At 29.7% G+C, this 14390-nt stretch carries 7 protein-coding genes (1 of these 7 running past the window's edge); 6 read left to right on the top strand and 1 reads right to left on the bottom strand.

The window, feature by feature from the left end; translation table 11 throughout:
• Positions 1 to 1380: the 5' portion of a 30S ribosomal protein S1 gene (gene rpsA / locus H0H60_RS01670; protein WP_185862464.1), read on the bottom strand. 441 nt of this gene lie to the left of the window's left edge; only the first 1380 of its 1821 coding nucleotides appear in the window; it begins with the start codon at positions 1378 to 1380; its stop codon lies beyond the left edge, outside the window.
• Between the two features lie 353 nt (positions 1381 to 1733).
• Between rpsA and dnaE the strand changes: the two genes are divergently transcribed.
• The 6 genes from dnaE to carB all read left to right on the top strand — a co-directional run bounded on the left by dnaE (position 1734) and on the right by carB (position 14388).
• A complete protein-coding gene (gene dnaE / locus H0H60_RS01665) occupies positions 1734 to 6041 on the top strand; it encodes a DNA polymerase III subunit alpha (RefSeq protein WP_185862463.1) in 4308 nt (1435 codons plus the stop codon).
• A 133-nt stretch (positions 6042 to 6174) separates the two neighbouring features.
• A complete protein-coding gene (locus tag H0H60_RS01660; RefSeq protein WP_185862462.1) occupies positions 6175 to 7944 on the top strand; it encodes an argininosuccinate synthase domain-containing protein in 1770 nt (589 codons plus the stop codon).
• Complete coding sequence (gene argC / locus H0H60_RS01655) at positions 7941 to 8915, top strand: N-acetyl-gamma-glutamyl-phosphate reductase (protein ID WP_185862461.1); 975 nt, start codon at positions 7941 to 7943, stop codon at positions 8913 to 8915. The genes H0H60_RS01660 and argC overlap by 4 nt, the downstream gene beginning before the upstream one ends.
• A 10-nt stretch (positions 8916 to 8925) precedes the next feature.
• A complete protein-coding gene (locus tag H0H60_RS01650) occupies positions 8926 to 10074 on the top strand; it encodes an aspartate aminotransferase family protein (protein ID WP_185862460.1) in 1149 nt (382 codons plus the stop codon).
• Entirely contained in the window at positions 10064 to 11161 is a 1098-nt protein-coding gene (gene carA / locus H0H60_RS01645; protein WP_185862459.1) for a glutamine-hydrolyzing carbamoyl-phosphate synthase small subunit, read from the top strand. Before H0H60_RS01650 ends, carA begins: the two co-directional genes overlap by 11 nt.
• Positions 11158 to 14388 (top strand): carbamoyl-phosphate synthase (glutamine-hydrolyzing) large subunit, encoded by a 3231-nt coding sequence (gene carB, locus H0H60_RS01640; RefSeq protein ID WP_185862458.1) that lies wholly within the window; start codon positions 11158 to 11160, stop codon positions 14386 to 14388. Before carA ends, carB begins: the two co-directional genes overlap by 4 nt.
• The last annotated feature ends 2 nt before the right edge of the window (positions 14389 to 14390 follow it).

The following is a 14390-nucleotide window of genomic DNA, read 5'->3' as shown; positions in this document are numbered from 1 at the left end:
GATTATTTCTAATTTATCATTGATATTGCAAAATTCATAAGGATGTTTGATTTTTTTTCCCCATGAGAGATCATTCGTATAAATGATTCCAGATATTCCTTTTTCTAATTCCAGAAAAATTCCAAAATTAGTAAACTTGCGAACAACTCCCACATGTTTTGATCCTATAGGGTATTTACTTTGAATATCGATCCAAGGATCTGGAGTCAATTGTTTAACACTTAAAGACATTTTTCGTTCTTGTCGGTCTATAGTCAATATAACGGCTTCGATTTCATCTCCTATTTGCACAAAGTCTTGTGTAGAAGATAAATCAGAAGACCAAGACATTTCACTAATATGTAATAAAGCTTCGACACCTGGTATGATTTCTACGAAAGCTCCATAATCAGCTAAAACGCTTACTTTTCCTTTTACTTTACTTCCTACTTTTAAATTCTTATCTAAAGAGTTCCAAGGATGAGGTTGCAATTGTTTTAATCCCAGTTGTACTCTATTTTTATCCTTGTCTACACCTAAAACTACAAATTTTAATTCTTGTTCTAATTGAACGACTTCAGTGGGATGATTGATGTGAGGCCAACTCATATCAGTGATATGTAACAAAGCATCTACTCCTCCTAAATCTACGAAAGCTCCATAAGGAAGGATATTTTTAATTTTTCCCTCTAGAACCTGTCCTTTATCAAGTTTAGAGATCATTTCCCTTCTTTGTTCTTCTATATCCCTTTCTATCAATACTTTATGTGATACAACGACGTTTTTAGTTTTTTGATTAATTTTGACCACTTTCACTTCCATTGTTTTTCCCACATATGTGTCATAATCTCTAACAGGTTTCACATTAATATGGGAGCCTGGTAAAAAACATTCAATATCAAAAATTTCTATGATTAACCCTCCTTTAGTTCTAGCCGCAACATAACCCAATATTACTTCTCCTTTATCATGTGCTTCATTGATTCTTTCCCAATTTCTCATAGTTTTTGCTTTTTGATATGAAAGGATGCATTGTCCCTTATAATCCATTTTAACTACCATCACCTCCATTTTTTCCCCTACTTTGAAATTAAAATCCTCTCGAAACTCACTAATAGGAATAGCTCCTTCCGCTTTAAATCCTATATCTACAATTATATTTTTTTCCGTAATATGTGTGATAGTCCCCTGATATATTTCGAGTTCTTGTATTTTCGGTAAAGTTTCTGCATATATTTTTTCAAATTTCTTTCTTTCTTCCTGTTGCTCACTATTCAAATGAGTTTCGTACTTCGTCCAATCGAAACTTTTTCTTTGATTATTTAATCCTACGACTATATTTTCATTATTTTCAGATGAATGCGGGGTATATCTTTTAATTTCTTCGGTTTGATTAGACATATATTTTAATTTTTGTAAGAATATCGATACTTGCTACTACTTATTTATATGATTTATATAATATATAATATGAAATGAAGAGAATAATAGGATCTATCCACTAGCGCTAGGATTGATTAGTAAGCATATTATATTGTTGTATAAAAAAAACAGATACATACAGATAATACAAAACTAATAATTTTTCATCACATGAGTTTTTCTATCCACTAATAACTAATACAACGAACAATCGTTTATTTATTTTTATCCTTATTACTTTTTGTGAATAATTACGGCAAATCCATCATGATGATGTAAATTGATCATTGTGTTCATAAACATAAACATAAAAAATAATTCGTTAAAAAAACATGTATCTTATTGTTGATACCGAAACTACGGGTTTGCCTATAAATTCTAATTTTCCTATTTCCAACACGGAAAACTGGCCAAGAGTTGTTCAAATAGCATGGCAAATACACGATTTTTCAGGAAAATTAGTGGAATTTAAGAATTTTATTATAAAACCGGATCATTATGACATTCCTTTCAACGCTTTTAAAATTCATGGAATAACTAATGAAATAGCGAAAAGAGATGGAGAAAATTTGATTTTCGTTCTGAAAGAATTTAAGAAATCTTTTGATAATTCTCAATATTTAATTGGACACAATTTAGAATTTGATATAAGAGTTATTGAGTGTGAATTTTTTAGAAAAAAAGAACAAATTTTTTTTAATAAAAAGAAAATTTTAGATACTAAAGAAATATCTGTTTCTTATTGCAGATTGCCTGGCATAAGAAAAAAATTTAAATGGCCCACATTAACAGAATTATATTACAAGTTATTTGGAACAAAATTGTCCCATTCACATAATGCCGCGAATGATGTAAAAGCAACAGCTCGTTGCTTTTTAGAACTTTTACGTTTAGGAATTATCTCATCCGAGAATCTGAAAATAGATGAAAATATAATTTTAGAGTTCAGAAAACTACATCATTCTACAATTTCTTCCTCTGTGGTTTATTTTAATAAACCTTATCCATCATATACATATATAAAAAAAATGAAAAAAAAGAAGAAGATTAATCATGAAGAATTGAAAAAAAAAAAATATTCTCATATTCATAATCATACTTCTTTTTCTATTCTCTATTCTACCATAGATATTCAATCTATGATCGACAGAGCTATATATTTTAATATGCCTGCCGTAGGGATAACGGATTATGGAAATATGATGGGCGCTTTCCATTTTTTGAATGCTATTCATTCTGCAAACAAAAAATATTCTTCATTAAAAAAATCCATCAAAGGAATTGTAGGATGTGAAGTGTTTATTTCGGATTTCTATTTACAGAAAAAGTTTACCAAAGAACAGCCGGATAAACGTTATCATCAGGTTCTTTTGTCTAAGAATAAAGCTGGTTATCAAAACTTAGCCAAACTATGTTCTCATGGATTCATAGAAGGTCTTTATGCAGGGGTTCCTAGAGTTGGAAAAGATTTAATAGAAAAATATAAGAAAAATTTGATAGCTCTTACGGGAGATTTATATGCAGAGATTCCACAAACGATCCTGAATAAAGGGAAAATGAAAGCAGAAAAAGTTTTTTTATGGTGGAAAGAACTTTTTGAAGAAGATTTTTACATAGAGTTGTTATGTCATGGATTAGAAGAAGAGGATTATGTAAACAAAGTTTTACTGAAGTTTTCCGAAAAATATCATGTAAAATATATTGTGCAAAATAATACTTTCTATTTAGATCCAAAAGAATCTTATGCTCATGATATTTTACTTTGCGTAAAAAATGGAGAAAAAAAAAACACTCCTATAGGCAGGGGAAAAGGTTATAGATTTGGGTTCCCAAATCATGAATTTTATTTCAAAAGTCCAGAAGAAATGAAAGAAATTTTTTCGGACATTCCGGAATCTTTTGATTTTTTAGAAGAATTAGTGAATAAGATAGAATCTTATCATCTTTCACAGAAAATATTACTTCCAAAATTCCAAATTCCAGAGTCATTTGAAAATTCTATGGATAAAATAGATGGAGGTCACAGGGGGGAAAATTCTTATCTAAGAAGCCTTGCATATGAAGGTGCTAAAAAACGTTATCAACATATCACAACAGAGGTACAAGAAAGAATTCATTTTGAATTAAAAACAATTGAAAAAATTGGATATCCTGGTTATTTTCTAATTGTTCAAAATTTTATTTCTCAAGCTAAAAAAATGAATATATCCGTAGGACCAGGAAGAGGGTCCGTTGCTGGATCTGTGGTGGCTTATTGTATAGGAATTACCGATATAGACCCTATAAAATACAATCTTCTATTTGAGAGATTTCTAAATCCGGACAGGATTTCTTTACCAGATATAGATATTGATTTTGATGATAGAGGACGTGAAAAAATTATTGAATGGGTCGTACAAAAATATGGGAAGAATCAAGTAGCACAAATTATCACGTATGCGACTATGGGTGCGAAATCCGCTATTCGTGATACAGCAAGAGTGTTAGATTTATCATTAAAGGAAACAGATTATATCGCAAAAATGATTCCAAATTTACTTTCATTGAAAGTCATATTGTCAAAAAAAGATCATCTATTAGAAAAGATGAGTAAAGAAGATATGGAGAATGTTCAAAAATTGAGAAGCATTTCAGAGAGAAAAGACACTCTAGAAGGAAAAGTATTACAACAGGCAAAAATTTTAGAAGGTTCTATAAGAAGTACAGGAATACATGCCTGTGGAATCATTATAAGTCCACACGATATTAAAGAATATGTTCCAGTTTCCATTTCAAAAGAATCTGATTTATTGATCACGCAATTTGACAACCATGTAGTGGAACAAGCTGGATTGTTGAAAATGGATTTTCTAGGATTAAAAACCCTTACTATTATCAAGGAAGCTTTAAATATTATCAAAAAACGTATTCATGTTGAGGAAATTTCATTTCATTTGGAAGATGCAAAGACTTATTCTCTTTTTCAAAAAGGAGAAACCGTTGCTGTTTTTCAATATGAATCTACAGGAATGCGGAAATATTTACGGTTGCTTAAACCGGATAAATTTGATGATCTCATAGCCATGAACGCATTGTACAGACCTGGTCCATTACAATATCTTACCAATTTTATATACAGAAAACATGGAAAAGAAGCCATTACATATGATTTACCAGAAATGGAAGAATTCTTAAAAGAGACTTATGGAATAACCATTTATCAAGAACAAGTCATGTTAATAGCTCAAAAAATAGCTGGTTTTAGTAAAGGGGAAACCGATTTTCTTAGAAAGGCTATGGGGAAAAAACAAAAAGATGTATTAAATAAAATGAAAAATAAATTTATCAGTCAAGCCTCGAGAAAAGGATATCCGAAAAACATATTGGAAAAAATATGGAAGGACTGGGAGTATTTTTCTTGTTATGCATTTAACAAATCTCATGCCACATGTTATGCCTATATAGCTTTTCAAACGGCTTATCTGAAGGCTCATTTTCCTTCTGAATATATGGCATCTGTATTAAGTCACAATATGGATAATATTAAACAGCTTACTTACTTTATCAAAGAGTGCAAACGTATGGAAATTTCGGTGATTGGTCCGGATATCAATGAAAGTGATGCATTTTTTAAAGTCACAAACTATAATTGCATTAGATTCGGAATGAGAGGAATAAAAGGGGTTGGAGAAAATGCAGTAAAAAATATTATCCAAGAAAGAGAAAATAACGGACCATATACTTCTATTTTTGATTTGGTCAAACGTATTGACTTGCGTATAGTGAATAAAAAGACTTTGGAAAGTTTAATTTTATCCGGATCATTAGATAAATTTCATATACATCGAGAGCAATATTTTCATTTTGAAGAAGAAAAAAAATTAAGCACTTTAGAGAAAATCATTCGATTTGGATCGAAATTCCAAAAAAGGAGAATACAAGAGAAAACTTCTATAAAAAAGAAGAAAAAAATTGAAGTAGAAAAACCCACAATTATAAAAAGTGAACCATGGAATAATATATATAAATTATCCAAAGAAAAGGAAGTGTTGGGCATTTATGCATCTTCGCATCCTTTAGATGATTATTATTATGAAAGAAAATATTTTACTAATTTATCTTTAGATCAATTAAATAAAAATGAACAAAAGCTTATAGGAAAAGAAATTTATACATGTGGTGTTTTATCGAAAATAGAAAAAAAGATTTATATAAAAAGTGGAAAAAAATATGGAATTTTTTTATTAGAAGATTATCATTCTTCTAAGGAATTTTGTATTTATGGACAACAGTATTTAAAATATGAACATTTACTATTTAATAATAGCCTATTACACTTATATATTTCGATTGTCCAATCGAAATATAATAGCTGTAAAGTCCATATTGTTCATATAGAAAGTTTACAAAATGTTTTAACGAGATTAGCCGAAAAATTGATAATAAAAATTGATCTAGATGATTTAAATCAGGTAATCATTGATAATATAGATCGGCTATTTTCTCAACAAATAGGAGATAAAAAACTTTATGTTTTTATTTATGACAAGGACGATCATATTTCTTTAAATTTAGAATCTAAAAAGTATGGAGTTAATATTAACTCTAATTTTCTAAGAAAATTAGAACAAATAAAAGGTTTGGATTTTTGTTTAAATTAAAACTTTATTAAAAAGACTTTATTAACTTTGTACTTATAAGGACAGTACAAAAGAAATATTATGAGGAATTATTCATCATCTGACATATCAATAGGACGCGTTTATTTTTAGAGTTTTTGGTTTCTTTACAAAGATGAAAATAAAAGTTAGAGTATCTCATGATAAGGATACAAAATATGCTTCCTTAATTTGCAAAAAAATCCATGAATCAGCAAAAATTAGAGGAACTGGTATTGCTAAAAAAGATCCAGAATATATTAAATCAAAAATGATTAGTGGAAACGCGGTGATTGCATTTTTTGATGGAAAATTAGCAGGTTTTAGTTATCTCGAAATTTATCAAAATAAAGAATTTGTAGTTAATTCTGGTTTGATTGTTTTTCCTGAATTTAGAAAACAAGGATTGGCAAAAATTATCAAAATTGAAATATTTAAACTTTCTAGAAAAAAGTACCCAAATTCTAAAATATTTAGTATCACAACAAGTCATCCAGTGATCAGAATTAATACGGAATTGGGGTTTAAACCTGTAGCTTTTAGTGAATTGCCACAATCAGAAGATTTTTGGAAAGGATGTCAAAGTTGTGCAAACTTCGATATATTAACTAGGAACAAAAGAAAAATGTGTCTTTGCACAGGACTTTTGTATAATCCATATGATGAAAAGGAAAATATCCATAAAAATCAAAAAAATAGAGATTACTTAATTCCTGGAGATAAAATTGTTTTGGCCTATAGTGGAGGATTAGATACGTCTTATTGTTTAAAATACCTCCTTCAAGAAGGATATGAAGTTCATACAGTAATTATTAACACAGGAGGATTTCAAGAAGAAGAATTAAAAAAAATTCAAGAGATAGCTTTAAATATTGGAGCTATATCACACAGAACTATTGATGCGATAGAAGAATATTATCAAAATTGCATAAAATATCTTATATTTGGAAACATTCTTAAAAATAACACTTATCCACTTTCAGTAAGTTCAGAAAGGATTTTTCAAGCTATTAAAATTGCGCAATATGCAACTAATATAAAGGCAAAAGCGATAGCTCATGGAAGTACTGGTGCGGGAAATGATCAGATTAGATTCGATATAGCCTTTCAAATTATTTGTCCAGACAAAATAACTTTATCTCCTATAAGAGATCTAAAAATTTCTAGAAAAGAAGAGATTGAGTATTTGCGAAATAGTGGAGTTTATAATATTTGTTGGGATCAAGCAAAATATTCTATTAATAAGGGAATTTGGGGAACTAGTATTGGTGGAAAAGAAACTCTTACCTCTTATCACCATTTTCCGGATGAAGTTTATCCGACAAAATTAAGGAAAAAGAAGAGTGAAAATTTAGAATTAGAATTTGAAAAAGGAGAATTAGTAAGTGTTAACAGAGAAAAGGGGAAAGCTATAACAAATATCATAAAAATTGAAAATATCGCCTCAGAATTTGCCATAGGTAGAGGAATTCATATAGGAGATACTATTTTAGGTATTAAGGGAAGAGTGGCCTTTGAAGCTTCAGCAGCCATTATCATTATTAAAGCTCATCATTTGTTAGAAAAACATATTCTTACAAAATGGCAACTTTATTGGAAAGAACAATTGTCAAATTGGTATGGGATGTTACTTCATGAGGCACAATATTTAGATCCTGTCATGCGTGATATAGAGATGTTTTTAAGTAGTACACAAGAAAGATTAACTGGGACGGTACATATCATTCTATATCCTTATAGATTTCATTTAGTTGGAATTAAATCTAAATTTGATTTAATGGATTCTAACATGGCTCAATATGGAGAAATGAATCATGCTTGGACAGCAGAAGATGTTAAAGGATTTACAAAAATATTGAGTAATCAAATGAAAATGTATCATAATTTAAATAAAAAAGAAGAATGATTAAGATAGGCATTATAGGAGGAACTGGATATACTGCTGGAGAATTGATGAGATTGATTGTTCATCATCCAAAAGTAAGGATACATAGCGTTGTAAGTAGCAGTAAATCAGGAATATTTATTCATACCGTTCATCAAGATCTATTAGGAGAAATAGATGATATGAAGTTTACCGATTCTTTAAACAAGGATATTGATGTAGTATTTCTTTGTTCAGGACATGGACAATCTAGAAAAGAATTAAAAAATCTATTAGAAACTATAAAAGTTATTGATCTTAGTCAAGATTTTAGGATTATTAATCAATCGGTTTTTTTAGGAAGAAGATTTGTCTATGGATTACCGGAATTACAGAAAGATATTATAAAAATATCTAGGAATATTGCTAATCCAGGATGTTTTGCTACAGCTATTCTTTTAGCTTTATTACCCTTAGCTAAAGAAAAACTATTAAAGAAAAATATTCATATTAGTGCTATAACTGGTTCCACAGGTTCGGGAAAGACGATGAGTGATACTAACCAATTTAGTTGGAGAAATAATAACATTTCTACTTATAAAATATTTAATCATCAGCATTTACAAGAAATACAACAAACTATTCATCAAGTACAAAATAATTTTTCATCGGAAATATATTTGATTCCTTATAGGGGTAATTTTTCTAGAGGAATTATAACTACTTTATATACTTATTCTAGTTTGTCTTTGGAAAGAAATAAGGAAATTTATAAAGATTATTATAAAAATCATCCTTTTGTGGAAATTTCTGATCTAAATATAGATGTAAAACAAGTAGTAAACACCAATAAGTGTATTTTACATCTTCTGAAAGAAAAGGATAAATTGATTGTTATTAGTGTAATAGATAATCTTATAAAAGGAGCTTCCGGTCAAGCTGTACAGAATATGAATCTTATGTTTCATCTAGATGAAACTTGTGGTTTGAGATTAAAATCCGTTCGTTTTTAATAAAAAAAAAATGGAGTTATTTGACGTATATCCTATTTTAGATATAGAATTAACCAAGGGAGAAGGAGTTTATGTTTTTGATAAACAAGGTCATATGTATTTAGATTTTTATGGAGGACATGCAGTTATTTCCATTGGTCATTCGCATCCATATTATGTGAGAGCATTAACAGAACAAATTCATAAAATATCTTATTATTCGAATAGTGTTTTTATTTCTCAAAAGAAAAAATTTGCTAATTTACTTGGTCGTCTTTCAGGATATGAAAACTATTCGTTATTTATTTGCAATTCAGGAACTGAATCCAATGAAAATGCTTTAAAAATAGCATCTTTTCATACAGGAAAGAAAAAAATTATTGCTTTTAAAGGAGCTTTTCATGGAAGAACAAGTGGAAGTGTATCTGTGACGGATAATTACAAAATAGTATCTCCTTTTGATGCTCAACATGAAACTATATTTATAGATTATAAGGATATTAATTTCTTAGAAAGGGAATTAAAAACTGGAGATATTTGTGCTTTAATCACGGAAGGAATACAAGGAATATCTGGAATTATAGATCCTGGTTTAAATTTTTTTTGTAAAGTTTGGGAACTTTGCAAAAAGTACGATACAATTTTTATTGTTGATGAAGTTCAAAGTGGATATGGAAGAACTGGATCTTTTTTTTCTCACCAGTTTTATCCTGTTAAGCCAGATTTAATTACTATTGCTAAAGGAATGGGAAATGGATTTCCCATAGGAGGAGTACTTATACATCCTAAATTTATTCCTTATTATGGAATGTTAGGTACAACATTTGGTGGAAATCATCTAGCTTGTGCTGCTGGAATTGCTGTGTTAGAGATTATGAAAAAAGAGAATTTAATTGAAAATGCTAAAAAAATGGGAAATATCCTGTTGCAAGAATTGCGTATGATTCCTCAAATCAAAAAAATAAGAGGAAGAGGATTAATGTTAGGGATAGAATTTAATTTTCCTATTCATGATTTGAAAAACATTTTAATATACAAAGAAAAAGTATTTGTAGGAACATCTAACAATTCATATGTATTACGATTACTCCCTCCGCTGATTATTAACGTAAATCATATTAAGTTATTTATAACAAAACTAAAAAATGCCTTAGCATATATAATAAAAAATGAAAAATAATATAAAAAAGGCTATGCTTGTACTGGAAGATGGAACAGAGTATCCAGCTTATCATTTTGGAGCATCAGTCTCTTCTTCTGGAGAAGTAGTTTTTAATACAGCTATGGTTGGTTATACGGAAAGTTTAACTGATCCTTCTTACAAAGGTCAAATATTGACCTATACTTATCCTATCATAGGAAATTATGGAGTTCCATATTCCTCTTTGAATGAAGGAATACAGGAATTATACGAATCCGATAAGGTTCAAGTATCCGGACTTATTATTTCCTATTATTCCAATCGTCCGTATCATTGGAATATGTGCTTTTCTCTATCGGATTGGTTGGAAGAAAATGGCGTACCTGGATTATATGGAGTAGATACTAGATTTATTGCACAAAAACTTAGAAAAAAAGGAGGAAGCATGTTAGGGAAAATTTTAATGGAAAAAGAAGATCTTCCTTTTTATGATCCTAATCAGGAAAATCTTTCTGAAAAAGTATCTGTACAGAATAAAATTCAATATGGAAAAGGAAAATATAAAATATTACTTGTAGATTTTGGATTAAAGAATAATATTTTGCGTTGTCTTTTACGGAGAGATTGTACGATAATCAGGGTTCCATGGGATTATGATTTTACGAAGGAAGAATATGATGGGTTGGTGCTATCTAATGGTCCTGGAAATCCAAAAATTTATGAAAAACCCATATCCTATCTTCGTCAAGCCATGAAAAAAGAACGACCTATATTTGGAATATGTTTAGGAAATCAACTTTTGGGGATTGCTGCAGGAGGAGATACTTACAAGCTTCCGTATGCACATAGAGGACATAATCAACCAGTCGTATTACTAGAAAAAGGACAAAATTTTATCACATCACAAAACCATGGATATGTTTTGGATACTACAAATATTTCTAAAGAGTGGAAAATGTTCTTTAAGAATTTAAATGATAACACTTGCGAAGGAATTATTCATGATTGCAAACCTTTTTTTTCGGTACAATTTCATCCAGAAGCATCAAGTGGACCTATAGATACTGAGTTTTTGTTCGATATTTTTATCAATTCTATGGAAAATAAAAGAATCTTCCAAGTATGAAAATAGATAAAGTACTAATCCTGGGATCAGGAGCATTAAAGATAGGAGAAGCAGGTGAATTTGATTATTCTGGGACACAAGCTTTAAAAGCCCTTAAAGAGGAGGGTATTTATACAATATTAATTAATCCAAATATTGCCACTGTTCAAACTTCGAAAGAAGTGGCTGATAAAGTTTATTTTCTTCCTATCACTTCTTTCTTTATAAAAAAGGTTATTGAGAAGGAAAAACCGAAAGGAATTTTGCTGTCTTTTGGAGGACAAACGGCATTGAATTGTGGAATTCAACTTTTTAAAGAAGGTATTCTAAAAAAATATGAAATTCAAGTTTTAGGAACGTCTATTGAATCGATTATACAGAGTGAAGATAGAAATCTATTTCGAAATAGATTGAACCGTATGAATATAAAAACGGCAAAAAGTTTTGTAGTGTATTCCATGGATCATGCCATATCCTATGCTTTAGAGATTGGTTTTCCTGTTATAATTAGATCAGCTTACACTCTTGGAGGTTTAGGAAGTGGTTTTGCAAAAGATATTCATGATTTAACAAAAATTGTCAATAAGGCTTTTTCTTATTCTTCTCAAGTAGTTGTAGAAGAGTATTTAGAAGGATGGAAAGAGATAGAGTATGAAATAGTTAGAGATAAATACAATAGCAGTATTGCTGTATGCAATATGGAAAATTTTGATCCAATAGGGATTCATACAGGAGAAAGTATTGTAGTAGCACCATCGCAAACTTTAACAAATTCAGAATATTATAAATTAAGACAATTATCTCTACAGATAGCCAGAAAATTTGAGATAGTAGGAGAGTGTAATGTTCAATTTGCTTTAAATCCAAGATCGGAAGATTATAGGGTTATTGAAGTGAACGCTCGTTTATCTCGTTCTAGCGCTCTTGCTTCTAAAGCAACTGGTTATCCTTTAGCTTTTGTCTCTGCAAAATTAGCTATAGGATATGGATTACATGAATTAAAAAATTCTGTGACTAAAACTACTTATGCTTTTTTTGAACCCGCATTGGATTATGTTGTGTGCAAAATTCCTAGGTGGGATCTGAAAAAATTTTATGGGGTTTCCAATATAATTGGAAGTAGTATGAAAAGTGTAGGAGAAGTTATGGCTATTGGAGGATCTTTTGAGGAGGCATTACAGAAAGGTATTCGTATGTTAGATATTGGAATGTTAGGATTTATAAATACAAATAAAAAAAAAATAGGGTCCATTCATATGCTTCAAGATGCTTTGAAAAAACCTACCGATCAAAGAATTCTATTTCTAGAAGAAGCTTTAGAAGAAGGTCTTTCTATCAAAGAGATCCATGATTTAACAAAAATAGATCCATGGTTTTTATACCAGTTAGATAACATTTTTCAAACAAAAAAAGAAATTTCTTCTTATGAAAATTGGATGAATATTCCAGATGAATTATTCCGTAAAGCTAAGAAAGAAGGTTTTTCTGATATGCAAATAGCTAGTATTTTTATTCATCAAAAAGAGAAGGATGAGAGTATTTATGATCTAGAAAAAAGAATAAGAAAATATAGAAAAAAAAGAAGTATCATCCCATATGTTCGACAAATTGATACTTTAGCCTCTGAATATCCAGCATATACAAATTATTTGTATTTGACTTATCATTCCATTCAGCACGACGTTCTTTACGAGAATGATGAAAAATCTGTAATTACATTAGGATCTGGAGTTTATAGAATTGGAAGTAGTGTAGAATTTGATTGGTGTTGTGTCAGTGCATTAAATGCTATTAAGAAAGAATCTTATAGATCTATAATGATTAATTACAATCCAGAAACAGTTAGTACTGATTTTGATGTGTGTGATAGATTATATTTTGAGGAGTTAACTTTAGAACGTGTTTTAGATATTATTGATTTAGAAAAACCAAAAGGAACCATAGTGTCTATGGGAGGACAAATACCCAATAATTTGGTTTTAAAGCTTTATGAAAACAAAGTAAAGATATTAGGAACCTCTCCACTTTCTATAGACGAAGTGGAAAATAGATACAAATTTTCTCATGCTATGGATCATTTAGGGATAGGGCAACCTAAATGGAAAGAGTTATCAGATTTTGAAACAATTTATCAATTTGTAGAAGAAGTAGACTATCCTATATTAGTTAGACCTTCCTATGTTCTATCAGGTGCGGATATGAATGTGATTTCTAATCAGGAAGAACTTCATCGTTATCTTAGAGATAAAGTATCGGTTTCTCCAGAGCACCCATTGGTTATTACAGAGTTTATAAAAAATGCCAAAGAAATTGAATTAGATGCAGTTTCTCAAACTGGGGATATTTTATATTATGCGATATCAGAACATGTAGAGTTTGCTGGAGTGCATTCAGGAGATGCTACGTTAGTATATCCTCCGCACAATCTATATTTATCTACATTAAAAGAAATAGTTCGTATATCTAAAAGAATCGCCAAATATTTTAATATATCTGGACCTTTTAATATTCAATTTTTATCTAAAGATAATGAAGTAAAAGTAATTGAATGCAATTTGAGAGCCTCTAGGAGTTTTCCTTTCGTATCAAAAGTATCTCATTTCAATATGATAGAACTAGCGACACAAGTTCTTCTTGGAAAGAAAAAGAATAAAAAGGAACCTAATTTCTTTACAACAAATTTCTTAGGAATAAAAGCCTCACAATTTTCTTTTTCCCGTTTGCAAGATGCGGATCCTATTTTAGGGGTAGATATGACCTCTACTGGGGAAGTAGGATGTTTAGGATATACTTTTGATGAAGCACTTTTAAAATCTATGCTTTCTGTTGGTTATACTATTCCAAAAAAAAATATTCTTATATCAGGAGGACCAATGGGATCGAAATTAGATCTTTTAGATATGGTGAAACTTTTGCATCAAAGAGGATATATATTATTTGCGACAGAAGGAACAAATAATTTTTTGTCTGATTATGGGATCCCATCTATACGAGTCCATTGGCCAAATGTTAGAAAAGATCCAAATGTTCTTGACTTGATAAAGGATAGAAAATTGGATCTGATTATTAATATTCCCAAAAATTTAAGTAAATCCGAGTTGGATAATGATTATGCTATAAGACGTTCTTCCGTGGATTTTAATATTCCTCTACTTACTAATACACGTTTAGCAAAGGCTTTTATACAAGCTTTTTGTCATTTATCTATGGATCAATTATTTATAACAGCTTGGGATGAATATGAATAAAT

Origin of the sequence: Blattabacterium cuenoti, from assembly GCF_014251735.1 — a bacterium.
GTDB classification, from domain to species: Bacteria; Bacteroidota; Bacteroidia; order Flavobacteriales; family Blattabacteriaceae; genus Blattabacterium; species Blattabacterium cuenoti_C.
The sequence above is the reverse complement of the archived record's forward strand: the minus strand, read 5'-3'. Positions and strand labels throughout refer to the sequence as shown.